We start from the raw sequence: 22,388 nt of genomic DNA, 5'->3' as shown, positions 1-22,388 counted from the left end.
CGATGCCTGGCCTGGTCAACGACATCGAGGAGCACCGCGCGATCCGTGACAGCGTGGCGAAGATCGCCGCCCGCTACGGCGCCGACTACTTCCTGCGGCGCGGCCGCGAGGGCGGCCACATCGACGAGCTGTGGGACGAGCTGGGCAGCGCCGGTCTGCTCGGCGTGCACCTGCCCGTCGAGCACGGCGGGGGCGGGGGCGGCATGGCCGAGGCCGTCGTGGTCGTCGAGGAGCTCGCCGCGCACGGCATGCCGATGCTCATCTGGGTCATCTCGCCGGCGATCGTCGGCTCGGTCCTGGCCGCGCACGCGAGCGAGGAGATGAAGCGGGAGTGGTTGCCGGGGATCGCCGACGGCTCGCGCAAGGTCGCCTTCGGCATCACCGAGCCCGACGCGGGCTCCAACAGCCACGAGGTCAGCACGACGGCCCGGGCCGACGGCGACGGCTGGGTGATCTCCGGGCAGAAGTACTACATCTCGGCCATCGACCAGGCCGAGGCGCTGCTGCTCGTCTGCCGCGACGCCGACCACTCGACGCCCGAGAAGAAGCGGCTCTCGATCTTCCTCGTGCCGACCGATGCCCCCGGTCTGTCGATCCAGGAGATCCCGACGTCGATCGTCTCCCCCGACAAGCAGTTCACCGTCTTCCTCGACGAGGTGCGGGTCGGGCCCGAGGCGTTGGTCGGCACCGCCGGCAACGGCCTCCGGCAGGTCTTCACGGGCCTCAACCCCGAGCGGATCCTCGTCGGCGCGATCTGCGGGGGCGTGGGTCGCTACGCGATCTCCAAGGCCGTGGACTACGCCAACGGCCGTCAGGTGTGGGGCGTGCCGATCGGGCAGCACCAGGGCGTGGCCCACCGCCTCGCGGACTGCCACATGAAGGTCGAGGTCGGCCGGCTCGCCACCATGCACAGCGCCCGCGAGTTCGACGAGGGCCGTTCCGCCAGCGGCGAGGCGGCCAACATCGCGAAGTACGTCGCCTCGGAGGCCGCGCTCGAGGCCCTCGACCAGGCGATCCAGACCCACGGCGGCAACGGTCTCGCCCACGAGTACGGCCTCTCCGAGATGTGGTTCGTCACGCGCCTCATGCGCACGGCGCCCGTGAGCCGCGAGATGGTGCTCAACTTCGTGGCCCAGACCTCGCTCGGGCTGCCCCGCTCCTACTGACCCACGCGCGCTGCGACGCAGCGCTACCCGGAAGGCACGGCACATGACTGCATCCACGGACTACGACGCGATCGTGGTCGGCGCGGGCGCCGGTGGTCTCTTCACCGCCGCCCGCCTCACGAAGCTCGGCTACCGCACGCTGGTCGTCGAGCGTCTCGACAAGGTGGGCGGTCGCGCGTCGACCACCGACGTCGACGGCTTCAAGGTGAACGACGGCGCGATCGTCATCGAGGTCGGCACCCACACCCAGCGCACCTTCGAGGAGCTCGGGCTCGAGTGGCGCATCCGCGAGACGGACCCGCCGATCCTGTACCGGATCAAGGGCAAGGACGTCGACGTCACCGGCGGCGGCTGGGGCTTCATGCTCAGCAAGCTGACGCGGCAGGGCGCCAAGATCGTCAGCGGACTCGGTGCCGCGCGCAACGACTCGGGTCTTCCCGAGGACGAGATCTCCACGGACGAGTGGGTGCGGAAGTTCACCAAGAACGAGGGCGTGCGCGGCATCTTCCGCAACATGTGCGCCTCGATCTTCGCGGTGTCCTCCGCCGAGCTGCCTGCGCGCGTCTTCCTCACCTACTTCACGCGCAAGAGCGCGTTCAAGCGCTTCGGCTTCCACCCGGAGGGGACGATCGGCGTCTGGCGCCAGCTCGCCGACTACGTCACGTCCAACGGCGGGGAGGTCTGGCTCTCCACACCGGTCACCGCGATCACCACCAGCGACGGAGCCGTCACGGGCATCCGCCTCGAGCGGGACGGCCGGGAGCTGGAGCTCCGCGCCCCGGTGGTCGTCAGCAACGTGGGCCCGGCGGGCACGGTCCGGCTGGTGGGGGAGGAGAACCTGCCGGAGGACTACACGCAGATGGTGAAGCAGAAGGACCGTCCGTGCTCGATGGTCGCGATCAACTTCGCGAGCCGCGAGGAGCTCGTCGCGGCCCCCGGCATGCTCGGGTTCGCGACCACGCGCCGCATGGCCTACGTCGCGAACTTCACCCGCTCCTGCCCGGAGATGGCGCCCGAGGGCTGGAACCTGTACGTCGCGACCTCGGTCCCCGAGCCCGCCATCGGCGACTTCGACGAAGCGGCCGAGATCGAGCTGCTGCGGGAGGACCTCCGCGACGCGTTCCCGGGCTACGACGATAAGGCCCGCGAGGTCAGCATCAACATCACCCGCGACGACTGGCCGCCGCAGCGGGCGGTCGCCGGCTTCGACGCTCCCCACGACACGCCCCTCGGTGGGCTGTGGAACGTCGGCGACGGCGTCAAGGAGTACGCCAACGGCGGCACGACGGCCTGCGCAGAGACCGCGGAGATCATCGTCGGCAAGATCGCCGCCGCCCACCCCGTCCAGCCGGCCCAGCCGGTCCACTGACCCGATCGGGCCGTCCCACCGGCGGCCCCTGGAGGAAGGAACCATCATGAGAGTGGTCGTCGACTACACGAAGTGCACGGGACTGGGCATCTGCGAGTCCCTCGCTCCGGCGTTCTTCGAGGTCAACGACGAGGGTGACCTCGTCCTGCTCAAGGAGGAGGTGGGCGACGCCGAGCGCCAGGAGCTCGAGGAGGCGGTCGCCGGCTGCCCCACCGAGGCGCTCCGCCTCGTCGACTGAGCCCCGCCATGACCGACATCTCCCGGCTCGTCGTCGTCGGAGCCTCCCTGGCCGGGCTCCGGGCCGTCGAGGCCGCCCGCAAGGCCGGCTTCGACGGCTCCGTCACCCTGATCGGCGCGGAGCCCCACCTGCCCTACGACCGGCCCCCCCTGTCGAAGGCGTTCCTCGACGCGGAGGGCGACGGCACCGCGCCCACCTTCCGCGAGCGCGCGCAGCTCGAGGAGCTGGGCGTCGAGCTCCGTCTCGGTGCCCCGGCGACGGGCCTCGACACCGACGGTTGCGTCGTCACGGTCGACGGCACCGACGAGGTGCCGTACGACGCCGTGGTCATCGCCACCGGTGCCCACGCCCGCACCCTCCCGGGCGCGGCGGCGCTGGACGGCGTGCACGCGCTGCGCACCGTCGACGACGCACGCGAGGTGCGGTCGGCCCTCGACGCCGGGGCGCGCACGGTCGTCATCGGAGCGGGCTTCATCGGCTCCGAGGTCGCGTCCAGCGCGCAGAAGCGCGGCGTCGACGTCACCGTGCTCGAGGCGCTCCCGACCCCGCTCGTGCGGGCGGCCGGGCCGGCGATGGGCGCCGCGATCGCCGCCCTCCACGAGCGGAACGGCACGACGCTGCGCTGCGGCACGGGCGTGCGGTCCCTCGAGGGGAGCGGCTCCGTCGAGCGGGTCGTGCTGGAGGACGGGAGCAGCATCCCGGCCGACCTGGTCGTCGTCGGCATCGGTGTCGTTCCCACCGTCGACTGGCTCCAGGGTTCGGGGCTTCGGCTGGAGGACGGCATCGTCTGCGACGAGCGGCTCTGGACGGGGGTGCCGGGGGTGTACGCCGCGGGCGACGTCGCCCGCTGGCACAACCCGACGCTCCAGGAGGTGCAGCGGATGGAGAACTGGACGGCCGCTGCCGAGCAGGGTGCGGCCGCGGCGCGCAACGCGATCGCGCCCGCAGAAGCGCGACCGTACGGCACCGTGCCGTACTTCTGGTCGGACTGGTACGACGTGCGCATCCAGTTCGTGGGGTCGCCGAACGCCGACGAGGTCGTCGTCGTCGACGGCGACCCCGGTACGTCGGGGCGGTGGATCGCGCTCTACCGCCGGGGGGACCGGCTGGTCGGGGCCTTGACGGTGAACGGCCAGAGCGACGTCATGAAGTACCGCGTGCAGATCATGCGAGGCGGCTCGTGGGACGAGGCGCTCGACTTCGCCGCGCGCCGCCGGGAGCGGTCGCGCGGGGTGAGCAGCCCGGGCAGTCCCGTCGGATCCGCCGTCTGACCGACCCCCCGGGAGGGGAGGGGTGGTGCGCGCGGCCGCGGTGGGCTCAGCCCGCCTCGGCCGCGCCCGTCTCCGTCGATCCCGCCGCGGCATCGTGGCCCCGGAGCCCGGCGCGCACGAAGTCCTGGGCGTTGGCCACGATGAGGTCCACGGAGCCGCGGCGCGGGGACCACCACTCCACCGCCCAGCTCAGCGCCCCGATGACGAGCATGTGCGCGACGTAGAGGTCGAGCTCGGGGTTGAGGTCACCCTCGCGCACCGCGTCGGTGAGGAGGCGGCGCCACACCTCGCCGTACTTCACCTCCTCGGCGAGCTGCCGCTTGCGCAGCGCGTCGGGGAGCTGCCCGGCGTTGCGGATGGAGGCCGTGGCGTAGTCGGAGATCTCGAGCGCGTGGCGCAGGTGCGACTCGACGGCGACCATGATCTTCTCCATCGGCGGCGTGCCGTCGTCGAGCTCGCCGAGCCGCTCCTCGAGCTGGGCCCGCATCTCGGCGATCCCGACCCACATGACCTCCTCGATGAGGTCCTCGCGGGACGGGAAGTAGTAGTAGATCGCCGGGGCCTGCAGCTCGGCCTGCTCCGCGACCTCGCTGAGGCGCGTGCCCGCGAAGCCCCGTCGGGAGAGCACGTTCGCCGCCGCGTCGAGGATGCGGGCACGCGTGCGGGCCGACTTCGACTCCTTCGTGGCGGTCGGCGCATCGTCGGTGCGGGCCCCCGCCGAGCGGGCCGCGCGGGCGGTCGTCGTGCGACCGGTGGCGGCGGGTTTCTTCGGCATGCCGCGGATTCTACGACGTGTTAGACGCGCTGCGGTCCGTCACGGCATGGTGTAGCCGCCGCTGACGCTCACGAGCTGGCCCGTCACCTGGCCCGCGGCGACGGGGGAGGCGAACCAGAGCACGGCGCCCGCGACGTCGTCCGCGGTGGTGAGCCGCTGCGTCGGCGTGTCCTTCAGCAGGTAGGCGCGCTGCTTGTCGTCGAACACCGCGTCCTCGCCGACCGCCCACAGGCTGCTCGCCCCGACGGCCTCGGGTCCGGCCGGCACCACCAGTCCGGGGCAGACGACGTTGGACCGGATCCCGTGCCGGCCGTGCTCGCGCGCGGTCGTGCGGGCGAACGCGACCACGGCTGCCTTCGTCGCGCCGTAGATGCCCTGGCGGATCTGGCCGAACGCGGCCTCGCTCGCCATGAAGACGATCGAGCCCCCTCCGTTGCCCCGCATGGGTTCCAGGACTGCCTGGGTCATCGCGACCGCCGTGAAGAAGTTGACCTCGACCGTCCGCTGCCAACGGGCCCGGTCGCGGTCCTTCGCGACGAAGCCGGGCACGCTCCAGCCGGCGTTGTTGACCAGGACGTCGACACCGCCCCAGGCGTCGACGCTCCGGGCGACCGCCGTCTCCGCCGAACCCTCCTGCGTCAGGTCCCCGACAGCGGTCGCGACGTCGCCGGCACCCAGCGCGGTGGCCTCGGCAGCGACGCGGGTCGCCTGGGCGGCGTCCACGTCGGCGATCACGATGCGGGCGCCCTCCCGGGCGAAGGCGTGCACGACACCGCGGCCGATGTTGGAGGCGCCGCCCGTGACGATCACCCGTGCGTCGCCGAGTCCGAGGTCCATGTCGCTCCTTGATGTGAATCTGCATTAGATAATCGAGCAGCAGCGTACGCCGCGCGAGCGGCTCCGGACCAGGGGCGCGGTGTGTGCACCGGATGCCGCCGAACTTTCCCGTGGAGAAGGGTGGCGCCGATCACATGAGATGAGTTATGTTTTTGACGCGAGATTCGATAACCGTCGATGACCGTGCTTCGTCACGGCTCGGGCGCCCCGGTCTCCCGTGTTCCGTAGCCACCTGAAGAGGAGTCGAGATGTCCTTCAACGACGCGGCAGAGGTCCGCCAGTACCTCGGGGGAGTCTTCGAGGCGGCGTTCGCCGACCCCGAGATCGCGCCGCAGCTCCAGGGCACGGGCATCGTGCTCAAGACCGTCTACACGGACCCCGCGGCCGTCGTCGTGATCGACACCGCTGCCGGGACGGTCGAGCTCGGCGACGCCTCGACGCCGTCGACCGCCACGATGACGATGACCGCCGACACCGGCAACGCCTACTGGCAGGGCAAGGTCAACCTGCCCCTCGCCATGGCGAAGAGCCGGATCAAGGTCGAGGGCAACGTCGCCAGCCTGCTGAAGCTCGCCCCGCTCGGGAAGAAGCTCTACCCCCGCTACATCGCCACGTTGCAGGCCGACGGCCGCGACGACCTGCTCGTCTGAGCCTCCGTCCGACCCGATCCCGCGTCGCCCGACCCCCCCCCAGGAAGAGCCATGTTCCCAGGCACCATCGCCCGCACCGCGCCCGAGCGCACGGCCGTCGTCATGGCCGGCAGCGGCCGCAGCCTCACCTACGGCGAGCTGGACCAGCGGTCCGCGAACCTCGCCGCCGCGCTCCACGAGCTCGGCCTCCGCAAGGGCGACGTCGTCGCCCTCTTCTCGGACAACACCGTCGAGTGCTTCGAGGTCTACTGGGCCGCGCTGCGCTCGGGCCTCTACATCACGCCGGTGAACCGCTACCTGACGGCGGACGAGGTGGCCTACATCGTGGCCGACTCGGGGGCACGGGTGCTCGTCGCCTCGGCGGCCCTCGCGGAGGTCGCCGCCGCGGTCCGCGTGAAGGTGCCGGCGGTCGAGCGGGCATTCGCCTTCGGCGGCGCGGTCGCCGGCTTCGACTCCTACGAGGAGCTGCTCAGCGTCGAGCGCACGCCGCTCACCGACCAGCCTCGCGGCGCCGACATGATGTACTCCAGCGGCACGACGGGACGCCCGAAGGGCGTGCGGTCGGCGATGCTCCCAGTGCAGGTGGACGAGCCCGCCGACCCGGTCACCGGGCTCCTGGGGCAGAAGCTCGGGGTCGGCCCGGCCGACGTCTACCTCCAGCCGGCGCCGATCTACCACGCCGCGCCCCTGAAGTGGGCCGGTGCCGTCCAGTCGCTCGGTGGCACCGTCGTCATGATGGAGAAGTTCGACGCCCGGGCCGCGCTCGAGGCGATCGAACGGCACGGCGTGACGATCGCCCAGTTCGTGCCGACCATGTTCGTGCGGATGCTCCAGCTGGACGCGGACGTCCGGGCGGGCTTCGACACCGGGTCCCTGAGGCTCGTGGTCCACGCCGCCGCACCCTGCCCGCCCGAGGTGAAGCAGGCGATGATCGACTGGTGGGGCCCGATCCTGCTGGAGTACTACGGTGCCACGGAGCAGCACGGCATGGCCCTGATCTCGTCCCCCGAGTGGGTCGCACGGCCCGGATCCGTGGGCCGTGCCGCGGTCGGCGCGCTGCACATCTGCGACGACGAGGGCACGGAGCTGGCGCCCGGTGAGGTCGGCTCGATCTACTTCGAGCGGGACCAGCGTCCCTTCGAGTACCACAACGACCCGCAGAAGACGCGGGAGGCGGAGCACCCCCTCCACCCGAGCTGGACGAGCGTCGGCGACCTCGGGTACGTCGACGAGGAGGGCTACCTCTTCCTCACGGACCGCAAGTCGTTCGTCATCATCTCGGGCGGCGTCAACATCTACCCGCAGGAGGTCGAGAACGTCCTGACGCTCCACCCTGCGGTGTTCGACGTCGCCGTGATCGGAGTCCCGGACGCCGAGATGGGACAGGCGGTGAAGGCCGTGGTGTCCGTGCGGGAGGGCGTCGAGCCCTCCGACGCGCTCGCCGAGGAGCTGATCACGTACGTGCGGGAGCGCGTCGCGCACTTCAAGGCGCCCCGCAGCGTCGACTTCGTGTCCGAGGTGCCCCGCACCCCCACCGGCAAGCTCCTCAAGCGTGTGCTCGAGGCGCGCTACCGGGAGGTGGCGACGGCGTGAGCATCCTGGTGAGCCCCCCGCGGGCCTACGACCCGCTCTCCGTCTCCCACCTGGACTTCTGGGCGGCGACCGCGGAGGAGCGCGAGAAGACCTTCCGACAGCTGCGCGAGCAGCGCCCGGTGAGCTGGCACCCGCCGCTCGAGGGAGCGCTCATGCCGCCCGAGAACGAGGGCGTGTGGGTCGTGACGTCGCACGCGCTGATCGGCGAGGTGAGCAAGCACCCCGAGATCTACTGCTCGGGGCGCGGCTTCCAGTTCGAGGAGGTGCCGGACGACTTCCTCCAAGCGGCAGGCTCCTTCCTCGGCATGGACGCCCCACGTCACCCGGCGCTCCGCAAGCTCGTGAGCTCCGCGTTCACGCCCAAGCGCGTCGCGCTCATCCACGAGCAGATCAAGGCCCAGGCGGCCACGATCGTGGACGGACTGCTCGCGGCCGGCGAGGGCGACTTCGTCGAGGTCGTGTCCAAGCGGCTGCCCATGTGGACCATCTACGAGATGATGGGCCTCGACGAGAGCCGCCGCGACGAGGCAGCCCACCATGCCGACGGCATGGTGTCGTGGGCCGACGAGGACGTGGCGGCCGGGCGGGAGCCCGGCGAGGTGCTGAGCGACGCCCTCGTCACCCTGCTCACGATGGGCATGGAGCTGGCGGAGGAGCGCCGAGCCCACCCGTGCGCCGACCTCATGACCGCGCTGGTCCAGGCGGAGGTCGACGGCGAGCGCCTCACCGACGAGGAGATCGGCTCCTTCTTCGTGCTGCTCAGCGTCGCCGGCAACGACACGACCCGCAACACCATCAGCCTCACGGCGAAGGCGTTCCAGGACCACCCCGACCAACGGGACCTGCTGATGGCCGACTTCGACGGCCGGATCGCGACCGCCATCGAGGAGTTCGTGCGCTACGTGTCGCCCGTGATGACCTTCCGCCGCACAGCGACGCGCGACACGGTGCTGGGTGGGCAGGAGATCAGGGAGGGGGAGTGGGTCGCGATGATCTACTCCTCGGGCAACCGGGACGCGTCGGTCTTCACCGACCCGGACCGCTTCGACATCACCCGGTCGCCGAACCCCCACGTCGGCTTCGGCGGCGGGGGCCCGCACTTCTGCATGGGCAACTTCGTCGCGAAGATGCAGCTCCGCGAGATCTTCGACCAGCTGCTCCACCGGGCGCCCGGCCTCCGGCTCGGCGAGCCCGCGTACCTCACCGGCAACTTCGTGCGCGCCGTCAAGTCCCTGCCGTTCACCGTGCGCTGACCGGCCCCGCGCCCACGCACATCCACCCGCCGACCGCCGGACGTCCCCGGCCGATCGAAGGAGCACCATGCCCGATCCCGACCACTTCCGCGGCCGTCGCGTCGTCGTCACCGGTGCCGCCTCCGGCATCGGCCACGCCGTGACCGCCCGGCTGCTCGACCTGGGTGCCGTGGTCCACACCCTGGACCGCAACGAGCCCACCCTCCCCGTGGACCGCCACGTCCCCGTCGACCTCGCCGACCGCGCCAGCATCGACGCGGCGCTGGCTGCGCTCGACGACCGGTACGACGTGCTGCTCAACGTCGCCGGCGTGCCCGGCACGGCCCCGAGCGACGTCGTCATGCGGGTCAACACGTTCGCGGTGCGCCACCTGAGCGAGGCGTTCCTCGACCGGCTCGACGAAGGGGGCAGCGTCGTCGTGGTCTCGTCGACGGCGGGGTTCGGCTGGCCGGAGCGGCTCGACACCATCAAGGAGCTCCTCGCCACGGACACCTACGAGGACGCCGCCGCGTGGTGGAGCCGCAACCCCCAGGAGGGGAACGCCTACAACTTCTCGAAGGAGGCGTCGACCGTCTACGTGATGACGATGGGCCTCGCGTTCCGCGAGCTGGGCCTGCGCATCAACGCGGTGCTGCCCGGTCCCGTGGAGACGCCGATCCTGGCGGACTTCGAGGAGTCGATGGGCAAGGACATCCTCGACGGGGTGCGGGAGCTGCTCGGCGGCCACGCGACGGCTGAGGACATCGCCGACGCGGTGCTGTTCCTCGCCTCCGACGACGCGCGCTGGGTGAACGGCCACGCGCTGATCGTCGACGGCGGGGTCTCCGGCTCGGTGCTGACCGGCCTCGTCCCCGCGCCGGAGATCTGAGCCGTGGTGCAGGAGCAGGTGGACGCCGCGGGCACGTCCGGGGACGCGCCGGAGACGGTGCTGGCCGGCCTGCGTGCGGTGCACGCCTCGGGCCGCACGCGGACGCTCGAGTGGCGCCGACGCCAGCTGCGCGGCCTCGAGCGTCTCCTCGTCGAGCGGGAGACGGAGATCGCGGCCGCGCTCGAGGCCGATCTCGGGCGCCCGGCCTTCGACGCCTGGTTCGGGGACATCGTGTCGACGCAGGGCGAGATCGCCCACGCGCTGCGTCACCTGCGCTCGTGGATGCGCCCGCGCCGACGGGGACTCCCGCTCGTGCAGCTCCCGGGCAGTGCGCGGATCCAGTACGAGCCGCTCGGCGTGGTGCTCGTCATCGGCCCGTGGAACTACCCGGTCTACCTCAGCCTGGGCCCCCTCGTCGCCGCACTGGCCGCGGGCAACTGTGCCGTCGTAAAGCCGTCCGAGCTCGCGCCGGCCACCTCGGCGCTCCTCGCCCGCCTCCTGCCGCGGTACGTCGATCCCGAGGCCGTCGTGGTCGTCGAGGGCGACGGTGCCGTGACGCAGGAGCTGCTCGCCCAGGGGTTCGACCACGCGCTCTTCACGGGCGGGACGGAGATCGGCCGCAAGATCATGGCCGGCGCGGCGGCGACGCTCACCCCGGTCACCCTGGAGCTCGGCGGCAAGAGCCCCGTCGTGGTCGCCCCGGACGCCGACCTGGGTGTCGTCGCCCGGCGCGTCGCCTGGGTGAAGCTCATGAACTCGGGCCAGACCTGCATCGCGCCCGACTACGTGCTCGTCGACCGCAGCGTGCGTGACGACCTGGTGCGCGAGCTGCGCACGGCCTTCGAGGAGCTCGGGGCGGAGCGGCGCGACGGCCTCCCCATCGTCAACGAGCGGCAGCTGGACCGGCTCGTCGCCGGACTGGTCGCGACGAGCGGAGAGGTCGTCATGGGTGGCGGTGCCGACCGTGCGCGCACGACCCTCGAGCCCACGATCGTCCTCGAACCCGGTGCCGACGAGTCCCTCATGCGGGAGGAGATCTTCGGCCCGGTGCTGCCCGTCGTCTCCTACGGGTCGGTCGAGGAGGCGGTGGCCCGGGTGAACGCCGGGGACAAGCCCCTCGCGCTCTACGTGTTCTCGGCCTCGCGCCGCTGGGCCGAGGACGTCGTCGCGGCGGTCCCGGCGGGCGGTGCCGTCATCAACCACGTGGCGATGCACTGCCTCGTGCCGAGCCTGCCCTTCGGCGGCGTCGGGGCGAGCGGCATGGGTGCCTACCACGGCGAGTGGGGCTTCCAGGCCCTCAGCCACCGCAAGTCGGTGCTCGTCAAGCCGATGCGTCCCGACCTGCGGATCCTCTACCCGCCCTACGACGCGAAGGCGCGCGCCCTTCTCCGTCGCCTCCTCTGAGGCCCCGCGCGGACGGCGCCCCCGGTCACGACCTCCCTCAGTCGCGGGGGCGCCGTCGTCTTGAATCAATATTGGATTAGAAAAATCCGTGACCCCGGTCCCGCTCGCGCGTTGTGACCTGGGACACCCCGTGTCGCCGTACCGATAACCCACCGTCGAGGAGGTGCCCATGGCCGCGATCGTCGTCGCCCCGGCCCGCGAGCTCGGGCGCATGCTGGCCATGGCGCTCGACGCGCTCGTCATCCTCGGCACGCGGCGGTTCTCGTGGCGGGAGGCCGTGCTCCAGGCGTGGTTCATCGCGCGGGTCTCGCTCGTGCCGACGCTGCTCGTCATGCTCGGCTTCACGCTGCTCGTGATGTTCCAGGTCAACCTCCTGCTGGCCGACCTCGGGGCGCTCGACCTGTCGGGCGGCATCGCCGGCATCGCGGCCGTGCAGCAGATCGGCCCCTTCGTCACGGTCGTGGTCGTGGCGGGCGCCGGGGGAACGGCGATCACGGCCGACCTGGGCGCGCGCACCATCCGCGAGGAGATCGCCGCCATGCAGGTGCTGGGCATCGACCCGGTGCAGCGCCTCGTCGTGCCGCGCATCGTGGCCTGCGTCGCCGTGTCCCTCGTGCTCAACGTGCTCATCAGCTCGGGTGGCCTCGTCGGCGGCTACTTCTTCTCGGTCTACCTGCAGGGGGTCACGCCGGGGGCCTACCTCGACAGCATCCCCCTCTTCACCGGCGTGCCCGAGCTCGCCTTCAGCATCGTGAAGGCCTTCGTCTTCGGCCTCATCGCCGCCGTCATCGCCTGCTACCGGGGACTCAACGTCGCCGGCGGCTCGAAGGGTGTCGGTGACGCGGTCAACCAGGCCGTGGTCATCACGGTCGCCGTGCTGGTGCCGGTCAGCCTCACCATCAGCCTCGTCCAGTTCGCCGTCCTGTGATCTCGGAGGACACACCGTGAGCGACCGTCATCCCCTCCGCGACCTCGCCCGACGTCCCCTGGCGGCGGTCGACGCCGTCGGCCACCAGGGCCTGTTCTACATCCGCGTCGTGGCCGGCATCCCGCGGGTGCTGCGCCGCTACCCCCGCGAGGTGCTGCGCCTCGTCGCCGAGCTCGGCACCGGGACGGGCGCGCTCGCCCTCATCGGCGGGTCCGTCGTCATCGTCGCCTCCATCACCTTCTTCGCGGGGGCGGTCGCCGCCGCCCAGGGGTTCGAGTCGTCCTCGAGCATCGGCGTGGGCTCGCTGAGCCCGCTCCTCGCGGCGTTCTTCACCGCGCGCCTCTCGACGCCGCTCCTCGCGGGCGTCGCGCTCGCGGTGACGCTCGGCGCCGCCACCACCTCGCAGCTGGGCGCGATGCGGATCAGCGAGGAGATCGACGCCATCGAGGTGATGGCGATCCCGTCGCTGCCCTACCTGGCGACGACCCGGGTGACGGCGGGCATGGTCGTCATCACCCCCCTCTACATCGTGGCGACGCTGACGGCGTTCGTGGCGGACTACGTCTTCCTCGTCCTCTTCTACGACGTCGGTGCCGGCAACTTCCGGCACTACTTCTTCTCCTACCTGCACCCGCTCGACATCGTCTTCTCCTACGTGCAGGTGCTCGGGATGGTCGTCGTGGTGATGCTCGTGCACACCTACTACGGCTACACGGCGCGCGGCGGTCCCGCCGGGGTCGGTGAGGCCGTCGGCCGCTCCGTGCGCGCCTCCCTGTCCGGCGTCATGGTCGTCAACCTGCTCATCGGCATGGCGATCTACAGCAACTTCAACACCTTCCACCTCGCCGGTTGATGCGGCCGCGGAGAGCCAGGAGCAGGTCTGACATGTCCGAGACGGTCAAGGTGCGCGCCGCCGCTGCCGCCCTCGTGGTCGCGGTCGTCGCAGCGTTCGGGCTGACCGCGGGGTTCTACACCCACGCGTTCAGCGACGACGCGCGGATCACGGTGGACACCGCCCGCGCCGGGCTCGTCATGAGCCCCGGCAACAAGGTCAAGATGCGGGGCGTCGAGGTCGGCCGCGTCGACGAGGTCCGGGGCACGGCCGACGGTGCGGAGCTGGTGCTGGCGGTCGATCCGGCGGCACTGTCGCGGATCCCCGCCAACGTCGACGTACGCATCTCGGCCTCGACGGTGTTCGGTGCCAAGTTCGTCGACCTCGCGGCACCGTCCAGCCCGTCCACGACCACGCTCGCGGCGGGCGCCGTGCTCGATGCGACCGCCGTCACCACCGAGGTCAACACGGTCTTCGAGAGCCTCGGCACGCTGCTGGACGGCATCGACGTGCCGGACCTCAACAGCACCCTCACCGTGCTGGCGTCCACGCTCGACGGCCGCGGGGACGACATCGCCGCCATCGCGGCGCAGGCCGAGGCGTACCTCACCCGCCTCGAGCCGCTCCTGCCCCAGCTGCGTCGCGACCTCGACGCCCTGGTCGAGGTGGCCGACCTCGGCACCCGCATCACTCCGTCCCTCATGCAGGTCCTCGACAACGCCGCGTCCAGCAGCGAGACCATCACCTCCGAGCAGGCCGCGCTCGACCGCCTGCTCGTGAGCCTCACGCTGCTCGGCCAGCAGGGAGCGGAGGTGCTCGGGGTCAACGGTGAGGCGCTGACCCGGCTGCTGGCGAGCCTGCGGCCCACGACCGCCACGCTCCGCACCTACTCCGGTGAGCTGCCCTGCCTGCTCGTCGGACTCGACCGCACCCGGGAGGTGATGGCCGACGCGATCGGTGGCACCGACGCCGGTCTGCGGGCCCTCCTCACTATCCGGTCCGAGCTGCCCGCCTACGCGGCGCCCGGGGACCTGCCCGGTGCACTCGTCACCGAGAACGGCGGGTGCGCGGGGCTCCCCGTGCTCGGCGAGGCACAGCTCCCGACCCCCCAGCGCGGAGGTGCGCGATGAGCGTGCGCGGTGCCGCACTCAAGCTGGTGGTCTTCGGTGCCGTCGGCGCCCTCATGCTCGCCCTGCTCTACCTGACGCTGGGGCGCATCACCCTGGGCCCGCGCGCGTCGTACAACGCCGTGATGGCCGACGTGTCGGGACTCGAGGCTGGCGACCTGGTCCGCATCGCCGGCGTGCGGGTGGGTCAGGTCGAGGAGGTCGGCTTCACGGACGTCGACGGCCGCCAGCTCATTGAGGTGCGTTTCAGCGTCGACGAGGGCCAGACCGTCACGGACGCCACCCACGTGCTCGTGCGCTACGAGAACCTGCTGGGCGACCGTTACCTCGAGCTGGCCCAGCCGGCGGGGCAGGGCGCCCCTCTCGAGGGTGGCAGCACGATCCCGCTGGACCGCACCACGGCCGCGCTCGACCTCGACACCCTGCTCAACGGCTTCGCCCCGCTCTTCGAGGGCCTGGACCCCGCGCAGGTGAACCAGCTCGCCAGCGGTCTCGTCTCGACCTTGCAGGGGCGCGGGGGCACCCTCCAGTCACTCCTCGCGGGCACCGCCTCCCTGACCTCGACCCTGGCCGACCAGGACGTCGCGATCGGCTCCCTGGTCGACAACCTCGGCGCGGTGCTCGCGACGGTCGACGAGCGTGACGGCCAGCTCAGCGACGCGATCGTCCAGCTGCGGTCGCTGCTCGACGGCCTCGCCGCCGACCGCGAGCCGCTGGGGGTCGCCGTCTCGTCCGTGGGCGAGCTGGCCGGCACCCTGACCGGTCTGCTGCAGGAGGTGCGCCCACCCCTGGCGGCCACCGTCGACGGCACCGCCGCCACCGCGGGGGTCGTGAACGCCAACGGCGACACCCTCGAGGAGGTCCTGAACTCGCTGCCCGGTGCCTACGCGACCCTCGGACGGGTGGCCTCCCATGGCAACTTCTTCAACTTCTTCCTCTGCTCGGTGCAGGTGGTCGTCGGCACGTCCGACCTCGACGTCCGCACGCCGGTGGTCCGTTCCAATGCCGCGAGGTGCAACTGATGAAGATGTTCCGCGAACGCAACCCGATCCCGTTGGGTGCAGGCCTGGCCGTCTGGCTCGTGCTCACGGTGCTGGTCGTGCTCAACATCAGCACGCTGACGGGCCTCGTGGGGCGCGCGTTCTCGGTCCAGCTCTCCGAGGCCGCGGGCCTGCGACAGGGCGACCCGGTGCGGGTGGGGGGCCTGGGGGTCGGCCGCGTCACCGACGTCCGGCTCGAGGGGCCCGCGGTGCTCGTCGAGTTCTCCCTGACGGACGGCGACGTGCGGCTGGGGTCGGAGACCCGCGCGAGCGTCGGGGTCGACACCGTGCTGGGCGACAAGTCCCTGGAGCTCGAGCCACGGGGTCCGGGTGAGCTCGAGGCGGGCGCCACGATCCCCCTCGAGCGGACCCGCGCGCCGTACGACGTCAGCCAGGCGCTGGCCGACCTCACCGTGGAGACCGGCCAGATCGACGTCGAGGTCGTCGCGGACGCCCTCGGTACCACGGCCGACGCCCTCGACGCGGCCTCACCCGAGCTGGCCGCCGCCGTCGAGGGCGTGGCCCGCCTCTCGACGACCATCAGCTCGCGCGACGCCGAGCTCCAGAGCCTGCTGGGGCACGCGGAGTCGTTCTCGGCCGTGCTCTCCGCCCGCACCGACGACGTCACGGAGCTCATCGCGAGCGGCAACCTGCTCTTCACCGAGCTGCTCGAACGACGAGAGGACCTGGGCACCCTCCTGGGGGCGGTCGAGGCGACCGCGGCCCAGCTCAACGGTCTCGTGGCCGACAACCGGGACTCCCTCGGGCCGGCGCTCGACCAGCTCAACGGGGTCACGGCGATCCTGCGGGCCAACGAGGAGGAGATCTCGTCGACCCTGCGCGGTCTGGCGGTCTACGCGACCTCCTTGGGCGAGGTGGTCTCGAGCGGACCGTTCTTCACGGCGTACCTGCAGAACCTCGTCCCCGGCAACCTCGTGCCACCGGTCCTCGACCTGTCCGGCCTGTCCGTGGGGGAGGCGCCGTGAACGCCGAGGCGGGAGTGCGGGGTCGCCTCCGGTCGCGGACGGCGCGCCGGCTCGGTGTGGTCCTCGCCCTGGCGCTGGTCGCCGCACTCGCGTGGACCTGGTGGCCCGGCGGCCGCGACACGGAGGTCGTCGTCTACTTCGCGAGCTCCGACGGACTCTACGAGGGCGACGAGGTGCGGGTGCTCGGCGTCCCCGTCGGCACCGTCGAGGACATCACCCCGGTGGCCGAGCAGGTGCGGGTGACGGTGCAGGTCGACGGGGACGTCACGCTCCCCGCCGAGCCGAGCGCGGCGATCGTCGCTCCGTCGCTGGTGAGCAGCCGCTACGTGCAGCTCGCCCCTCGGTACGACGGCGGTCCGACCTTCGAGAGTGGCGGGGTGGTGCCGATCGAGCGCACGGCCACGCCGGTCGAGTGGGACGAGGTCAAGGAGCAGATCAACGACCTCGCCGTGGCCCTCGGTCCGAACGGGGCCAACGCCGACGGCGCGCTCGGCGAGCTGGTCGGCAGCGCCGCGGGTGCGCTCGACGGCCAGGGCGCCGACATCGGCGCCACCATCGAGGCCCTGAGCGCCGCGGTGACGACCCTCGACGACAGCGCGCCGGACGCCGTCGCCACGGTGCAGAACCTGCAGCTCTTCGTGTCGGCGCTCGCGCTCAGCAACGAGCAGATCGCGACCTTCACGAACCAGCTCGACAGCGTGTCCGCGGTGCTGACCGCCGACGACGACGCGCTCCGGGACGCGCTCGCCACCCTGCGCACCTCGGCGGAGCAGGTGGGCACGTTCGTCGAGGAGAACCGCGGGCGCCTGTCGACGACGCTCTCCGACGTGACCGCCCTGTCGGAGGTCGTCGCCGCCCACGAGGCCGACATCGCCCAGGCGCTGCACGTGGCCCCGAACGCGCTGACGAACCTCATCGCCTCCTACCAGGAGCGCCAGAACGCGGTGGCCGTCGACCTGCACGCCGCCAACATCAACTCGCCCGGCCAGCTCGTGTGCGCCGGCATCGGCGGCGCGGCCGGTCTCGACTCCACGGGCGACGTCGAGGAGCTGTGCGGCGCGCTCGTGGGCGACCTCCTCGACGAGGTCGCGGGCAGTCCCGGAACCCAGGAGCTGCTCGACCTCCTCCGCCTGCTGATGGGAGCCGTGTGATGGGAGGACGCAGGACCACGGGGGCGGCCCTCGTGGGGACCGGACTGCTGCTGCTCGCCGGCTGCCGCTTCGACGGGATCCAGGCGCAGTCGCTCCCGGGCACGATCGGCACCGGCGACGACGCGATCGTCGTGACCGTCGAGCTGCCCGACGTGGGGACGCTGACGACCAACGCACAGGTGCGGGTGGGTGACGTCGCGGTCGGCACGGTCACCGACCTCCAGGTCGAGGACTGGCACGCGGTGGCCACGCTGAGCCTCGAGCCGGACGTGCGGGTGCGGGCCGATACGACGGCAGCGGTGGGCATCAACTCGCTGCTGGGCTCGAGCTACGTCGAGCTGGTCGCCGCCCCGGCCCCGGGAACGGGGGGTGCAGCGGGCGGTGGTTCGGGCGACGTCCCGCTTCTCGCCGACGGCGACCGGGTCCCGCTCGAGCGGGGCTCGGCGTACCCCTCGACCGAGAGCGTGCTGTCGTCGGCCTCGACGGTGCTCAACGGCGGCGGCCTCGCCCAGGTCGCCACGATCACCTCCGAGCTGAACAAGGCGGTCAACGGCAACGACCTGGCGGTGGCGGACCTGTTGCCACGGGTCGACTCGTTCGTCGCGGAGCTCGACGCCCAGCGGGGGACCATCGTCGAGGCGATCACGGCCCTCGACACGTTGTCGCAGCGGTTCGCGGAGAACCGCCCGACGATCGCCCGGGCGCTCGAGGAGATCGGACCGCTGCTCGCCACGTTGAGCGAGGAGCGGCCGCAGGTCGTCGAGGCACTGACCGCGCTCGGCGAGCTGCAGGACGTCGCGACCCCGCTCGTGGCCGCGACCCAGGAGGACCTGGTCGGGAACCTGTCCGACCTCGCTCCCACGCTCGCCAGCCTGGCGCAGGCGGGGGACTCGCTCGTCGGGGCGCTGGGGTTCGCCGTGACCTTCCCGTTCGCGCCGGAGACCGTCACGAACGCCTGCCGGGGCGACTACTGCAACCTCGACCTGACGGTGGACCTCACGACCGACGCGCTCGCGGACGGCCTCGTCACCCCCGGCGGCGAGCTCGCCCTGCCCGGCATCCCCGGGAGCTCGCTGCTCCCGGCGCTGCCGCAGCTGGGCACGCTGCTCGACGGGGTGCTCGGCGGCTCGCCTCCGGGCGGGGCCGCGTCGGGTCTTCCGGGCCTCCCGGGCTCGAACGGCCTGGGCGCCAGCCCGGCCCTGCCGCCGGTGGGCGCCGACCTCGGCGGGATCACCGACCTGGTGGGGCTCGTCGACCTGCTCACCAACGGCCTCGGCACCCCGGCGGCCCCCACCCCCGGTGCCGCTCCCGCGCCGGCTCCGTCCGGGGCACCCGTGACCGACGCCCCGGTGGGCGGTCTGCTCGACACCCTCCTCGGACCGTTGCTCGGAGGCACCCGATGATCACCCCGCTCATCCGCAGGCAGCTCGCCGCGATCCTCGTGACGACGATCGTGGCGGCGCTCGCCCTCGGCGGCTTCTTCCTGCGTCTTCCCGAGACCCTCAAGCTGGGGCGGTACGACGTCGCCGTCGACCTCCCCGTCGGCGGGGGCATCTACGACGGTGCCGAGGTGACCTACCTCGGCGACCCGGTGGGTCGGGTCCGCGACGTCGTGCTCACCGACTCCGGGGTGCGCGTCACGCTCCGCCTCGTGGACGACGTCGTCATCCCGGCCGGTGTGCGTGCCGAGGTGCGCAGCCGCTCGGCCGTGGGGGAGCAGTACGTCGCGCTCTCGCCGGCGACCTCCACCGCCAGCACCACCGCCAGCACCGCAGCCACCGGAGCCAGCGCCGGTGACAGCGCCCCCGACGGCGAGCGGCTCGCGGAGGGCGACGTCATCCCCGTCGAGCGCACCACGATCCCCGTCGCAATCGGGCCGGTCCTCGACAACGTGGACGCGCTCGCCCGCAGCGTCGACGCCGAGGACCTCGACACGGTGCTCGACGAGGCCGCCGCGGCCCTCCAGGGCCGGGAGGGCGCCCTCCAGGACATCCTCGACGACGGCTCGTCGCTCCTCGCCCAGGCCGACGCCGCCTTCGAGCCCACCGAGCTGCTGCTGACGGACGCCGAGCCGGTGCTGACCACGGTCGCCGGCGAGTCGGAGAACATCGCGGCGCTCACCGCGCAGCTCGCGGACCTGACCGGCCAGCTGCGCGCCGGCGACGCGGACCTCCGCGTGCTGCTCCAGCAGGGGCCGGGCTCCCTCGACCAGATGACCGGGCTCGTCGACGACCTCGGGGCGCTGCTGCCGGGGTTGCTGCCGCCCCTGACCCGGGTGACGGGGGTGCTGGAGGTCTGGGACCAGCACCTGGCGTCGCTGCTCGCCGAGTACCCCGCCGCGCTGCGTGCCGTGCAGTCCGTCACGCTCCCGGCCCTCGGCACCCACGACGTGCGCCTGACCCTGGCCAACGTCAACCGCCCGGCCGAGTGCGTCGAGGGCTTCCTGCCCCCGTCGGAGTGGGCCTCGCCGTACGACCTGTCCGTGCGCGAGCTGGCCTACCTCTACTGCCAGGCACCGTCCGACGACCCCCGTGGCGTGCGAGGCGCCCGCAACCTGCCGTGCCCCGACGACCCCGCCCGACGGGAGGGCGTGGCCGCCGCGTGCCTCGGCGCCGAGCAGTGACCCGCCCGACCGTCGCGCCCCGCGGGGCGGCACCGAGAGGAGACCAGGCATGACCCTGCAGGACCAGGGAGCCACCACCACCCTGCGCACCCGCGCATCGGTGCGGGTCGCCCTGCTCGCCGCGGCCGTCGTCGCGTCCCTCGCCGTCCTGGTCTGGCAGGGCGTCGTCTGGCGAGACGCAACGACGGAGGCGGAGGCGCGTACCGCCGTCGCCGCCGTCGCTCGCGACCAAGTCGACGACTTCGTCAACTTCACCCCGGCCGACGTCGACGCCCGGATGGAGGCCATCCGGGACCGCTCCGACGACCGGTTCGCCGACCAGGTCGAGGACTTCGCCGGCACCTTCGCCGCGAACGTCCGCGATGGCGGGGTGACCACCACCGGCGAGGTGGTCGGCGTCGGCGTGCGCGACCTGCAGGCCGACAGCGCCTCGGTGCTGGTGGCGGCCACCGCAGCGATCGCGATGCCCGACGCCGAGGCGATCGAGAGCGTGCACCGCGTGCAGGTGGACCTGCGGCGCGACGGCGACGACTGGAAGGTGACCAACATGGAGTTCGTCCAGTGACCACGGGGAGCGGCACCAGCGGTCCCGCTCGCTGGCGGGTCCGGCTCGTGCACCTCCGCGAGGGCCTGCCCCGGCGCGGCGGGGCGGTCCTCGTCGGCGGGCTCGTGCTCGCTCTCGTCGCGGCAGCGGCCGCGCTCTACCGGCACAACGCCGCGGAGGCCGGGGCGGAGCGGGAGCGGGAGGCGGCGGTCGAGCTGCTCGCCGACCGCGCCGCGGCGGTGCTCTCCTACACCGCGGCGACCGCCGAGTCCGACCTCGCCGCCGAGGAGCCGTGGCTGACCGACGAGCTGGCGGAGGAGATCGACGGCGTCACCCGCAGCGTCATCCTGCCGCTCGTCGCGGAGGGCGACGTCACCCAGACCGCCCGGGTCGACGGGGCCGCGCTCGAGAACGCCGGGGAGGACGAGGTGGCGGTGCTGGTGCTGCTCACCCTCACGACGGAGAGCACGACGCTGGAGGCTCCCCGCGTCTCGAGCTCCGCGATGCGGGTCAACGCCCGGCGCGACGGCGACGACTGGGTCATCGCCGAGATGACCCCCCTGTGAACGGGCTCCCCACGGGCTCAACCACGGCGGCGCGAGGGCGCCGCCGACGACGACGAGGAGGACCGACGTGCGCGTCGGCATGATCATGGACTACAGCGGCGGCTTCCGCGAGAGCGTCGAGCTGCTGCAGGACTACGAGGCCGCAGGGCTCGAGATGGTCGCCGTCGGCGAGGCCTACTCGTTCGACGCCGTCAGCCAGCTCGGCTTCATCGCGGCGCGGACCGACCGGGTGCAGCTCGCCTCGGGCATCCTGCCCCTCTACTCCCGCACTCCCGCCCTCGTCGCCATGACGGCGGCGGGGCTGGACCACGTCTCGGAGGGGCGGTTCAACCTCGGCCTCGGCGCGTCGGGACCCCAGGTCATCGAGGGGTTCCACGGGATCCGGTACGACGCGCCCCTGGGCCGCACCCGCGAGACCGTCGAGATCTGTCGCACGGTCTGGCGGCGTGAGCCCCTGGTGCACGACGGCCGGCACTACCACCTGCCGCTCACCCCGGAGCAGGGTGGATCGGGCCTCGGCAAGCCCCTCAAGCTCATCAACCGACCTCTCCGGGACCGGATCCCCGTGTCCCTGGCAGCGCTCGGACCGGCCAACGTGGCGCTGGCCGCCGAGATCGCGGAGGGGTGGCAACCCCTGTTCTTCCACCCCGAGCACGCCGACCGCGCCTTCGGGACGTCGCTGGCGGAGGGCCGTGCCCGACGTGACCCCTCCCTCCCACCCCTCGACGTCCAGCTGCAGGTCACGTTCAGCATGGAGGGCGACGACGAGCGGCACCTGGCTGCGGTGCGCGACCAGCTGGCGCTCTACATCGGAGGCATGGGGGCGCGGGACAAGAACTTCTACCACCAGCTCGCCGGTCGCTACGGCTACGAGCGTGAGGCCGACGAGATCCAGGAGCTCTTCCTCGCCGGTCGCAAGGACGATGCCGCGGCCGCGGTGCCCGACGAGCTGGCGCGGGGGGTCTCCCTCATCGGCGACGAGACGGAGGTGGCCGCCAAGGTGGAGCGCTTCGCTGCGGCGGGTGTCACCACCCTGCTGCTCAACGCGGTCTCCTCGACGGCCGAGCAGAGGGTGGGGGAGGTTGCTCGGCTGGCTGCGCTCGTGGCGCACGGCCGGTCCACGTAGCACTCGCCCTCACCCGCCCGGGCGGTCCGTTACCGGGGCCC

The 22,388-nt window shown here is 72.3% G+C and carries 22 protein-coding genes; 20 read left to right on the top strand and 2 right to left on the bottom strand.

The genetic code is table 11. The features are described from left to right. Positions 1 to 2 precede the first annotated feature (2 nt). From G3T38_RS04900 to G3T38_RS04885, 4 genes are read left to right on the top strand one after another with little or no spacing between them, the layout of a single operon-like run. The gene (locus tag G3T38_RS04900; protein WP_163770945.1) at positions 3 to 1,166 is read left to right on the top strand and encodes an acyl-CoA dehydrogenase family protein; all 1,164 of its coding nucleotides are present in this window, start codon (positions 3 to 5) and stop codon (positions 1,164 to 1,166) included. 43 nt (positions 1,167 to 1,209) lie between these two features. Further along, the gene (locus tag G3T38_RS04895) at positions 1,210 to 2,535 is read left to right on the top strand and encodes a phytoene desaturase family protein (RefSeq protein WP_163770944.1); all 1,326 of its coding nucleotides are present in this window, start codon (positions 1,210 to 1,212) and stop codon (positions 2,533 to 2,535) included. A 46-nt stretch (positions 2,536 to 2,581) separates the two neighbouring features. Further along, positions 2,582 to 2,773, top strand: coding sequence for a ferredoxin (locus G3T38_RS04890; protein WP_163770943.1), 192 nt, complete (start codon positions 2,582 to 2,584; stop codon positions 2,771 to 2,773). Between the two features lie 8 nt (positions 2,774 to 2,781). Next, positions 2,782 to 4,044 carry an NAD(P)/FAD-dependent oxidoreductase gene (locus tag G3T38_RS04885; RefSeq protein WP_163770942.1) on the top strand — a complete coding sequence of 421 codons (1,263 nt, stop codon included), beginning with the start codon at positions 2,782 to 2,784 and terminating at the stop codon, positions 4,042 to 4,044. A gap of 46 nt (positions 4,045 to 4,090) precedes the next feature. Here G3T38_RS04885 and G3T38_RS04880 read toward each other — a convergent pair whose 3' ends face one another. Both G3T38_RS04880 and G3T38_RS04875 read right to left on the bottom strand, forming a co-directional pair. Next, a complete protein-coding gene (locus G3T38_RS04880) occupies positions 4,091 to 4,819 on the bottom strand; it encodes a TetR/AcrR family transcriptional regulator (protein ID WP_163770941.1) in 729 nt (242 codons plus the stop codon). 39 nt (positions 4,820 to 4,858) lie between these two features. Next, positions 4,859 to 5,656, bottom strand: a complete 798-nt coding sequence (locus G3T38_RS04875; RefSeq protein WP_163770940.1) for an SDR family NAD(P)-dependent oxidoreductase — start codon at positions 5,654 to 5,656, stop codon at positions 4,859 to 4,861. A gap of 248 nt (positions 5,657 to 5,904) precedes the next feature. Here G3T38_RS04875 and G3T38_RS04870 point away from each other — a divergent pair, with 248 nt between their 5' ends. The 16 genes from G3T38_RS04870 to G3T38_RS04795 all read left to right on the top strand — a co-directional run bounded on the left by G3T38_RS04870 (position 5,905) and on the right by G3T38_RS04795 (position 22,347). Beyond that, positions 5,905 to 6,306, top strand: a complete 402-nt coding sequence (locus tag G3T38_RS04870) for an SCP2 sterol-binding domain-containing protein (RefSeq protein ID WP_163770939.1) — start codon at positions 5,905 to 5,907, stop codon at positions 6,304 to 6,306. A 51-nt stretch (positions 6,307 to 6,357) separates the two neighbouring features. After that, on the top strand, positions 6,358 to 7,899 hold the full coding sequence (locus G3T38_RS04865; protein WP_163770938.1) for an acyl-CoA synthetase: 1,542 nt from the start codon (positions 6,358 to 6,360) through the stop codon (positions 7,897 to 7,899). Continuing rightward, positions 7,896 to 9,152, top strand: coding sequence for a cytochrome P450 (locus tag G3T38_RS04860; protein ID WP_163770937.1), 1,257 nt, complete (start codon positions 7,896 to 7,898; stop codon positions 9,150 to 9,152). Before G3T38_RS04865 ends, G3T38_RS04860 begins: the two co-directional genes overlap by 4 nt. Before the next feature lie 67 nt (positions 9,153 to 9,219). Next, positions 9,220 to 10,020, top strand: coding sequence for a coniferyl-alcohol dehydrogenase (locus tag G3T38_RS04855; protein ID WP_163770936.1), 801 nt, complete (start codon positions 9,220 to 9,222; stop codon positions 10,018 to 10,020). Positions 10,021 to 10,023: 3 nt separating this feature from the next. Beyond that, positions 10,024 to 11,424, top strand: a complete 1,401-nt coding sequence (locus G3T38_RS04850; RefSeq protein ID WP_338037473.1) for an aldehyde dehydrogenase family protein — start codon at positions 10,024 to 10,026, stop codon at positions 11,422 to 11,424. 169 nt (positions 11,425 to 11,593) lie between these two features. Beyond that, positions 11,594 to 12,352, top strand: a complete 759-nt coding sequence (locus G3T38_RS04845; protein WP_163770935.1) for an MlaE family ABC transporter permease — start codon at positions 11,594 to 11,596, stop codon at positions 12,350 to 12,352. A 16-nt stretch (positions 12,353 to 12,368) separates the two neighbouring features. Then, on the top strand, positions 12,369 to 13,205 hold the full coding sequence (locus G3T38_RS04840) for an ABC transporter permease (protein ID WP_163770934.1): 837 nt from the start codon (positions 12,369 to 12,371) through the stop codon (positions 13,203 to 13,205). Positions 13,206 to 13,237: 32 nt separating this feature from the next. Next, positions 13,238 to 14,314, top strand: a complete 1,077-nt coding sequence (locus tag G3T38_RS04835; RefSeq protein WP_163770933.1) for an MCE family protein — start codon at positions 13,238 to 13,240, stop codon at positions 14,312 to 14,314. Further along, a complete protein-coding gene (locus G3T38_RS04830; protein ID WP_163770932.1) occupies positions 14,311 to 15,333 on the top strand; it encodes an MCE family protein in 1,023 nt (340 codons plus the stop codon). The genes G3T38_RS04835 and G3T38_RS04830 overlap by 4 nt, the downstream gene beginning before the upstream one ends. Then, entirely contained in the window at positions 15,333 to 16,337 is a 1,005-nt protein-coding gene (locus G3T38_RS04825) for an MCE family protein (RefSeq protein ID WP_163770931.1), read from the top strand. The genes G3T38_RS04830 and G3T38_RS04825 overlap by 1 nt, the downstream gene beginning before the upstream one ends. Further along, positions 16,334 to 17,488, top strand: coding sequence for an MCE family protein (locus G3T38_RS04820; RefSeq protein ID WP_163770930.1), 1,155 nt, complete (start codon positions 16,334 to 16,336; stop codon positions 17,486 to 17,488). Before G3T38_RS04825 ends, G3T38_RS04820 begins: the two co-directional genes overlap by 4 nt. Further along, complete coding sequence (locus G3T38_RS04815; protein WP_163770929.1) at positions 17,488 to 18,891, top strand: MCE family protein; 1,404 nt, start codon at positions 17,488 to 17,490, stop codon at positions 18,889 to 18,891. The genes G3T38_RS04820 and G3T38_RS04815 overlap by 1 nt, the downstream gene beginning before the upstream one ends. Beyond that, positions 18,888 to 20,111: an MlaD family protein gene (locus G3T38_RS04810; protein ID WP_163770928.1), complete on the top strand. Its 1,224-nt coding sequence runs from the start codon at positions 18,888 to 18,890 to the stop codon at positions 20,109 to 20,111. Before G3T38_RS04815 ends, G3T38_RS04810 begins: the two co-directional genes overlap by 4 nt. A 49-nt stretch (positions 20,112 to 20,160) precedes the next feature. Continuing rightward, entirely contained in the window at positions 20,161 to 20,676 is a 516-nt protein-coding gene (locus G3T38_RS04805) for a hypothetical protein (RefSeq protein WP_163770927.1), read from the top strand. Next, positions 20,673 to 21,221, top strand: a complete 549-nt coding sequence (locus G3T38_RS04800; protein WP_163770926.1) for a hypothetical protein — start codon at positions 20,673 to 20,675, stop codon at positions 21,219 to 21,221. Before G3T38_RS04805 ends, G3T38_RS04800 begins: the two co-directional genes overlap by 4 nt. Before the next feature lie 67 nt (positions 21,222 to 21,288). Then, positions 21,289 to 22,347, top strand: a complete 1,059-nt coding sequence (locus G3T38_RS04795; protein ID WP_163770925.1) for an LLM class F420-dependent oxidoreductase — start codon at positions 21,289 to 21,291, stop codon at positions 22,345 to 22,347. Positions 22,348 to 22,388: the final 41 nt, after the last annotated feature.

Origin of the sequence: Nocardioides zeae, from assembly GCF_010686755.1 — a bacterium.
GTDB lineage: Bacteria > Actinomycetota > Actinomycetes > Propionibacteriales > Nocardioidaceae > Nocardioides > Nocardioides zeae.
The sequence above is the reverse complement of the archived record's forward strand: the minus strand, read 5'-3'. Positions and strand labels throughout refer to the sequence as shown.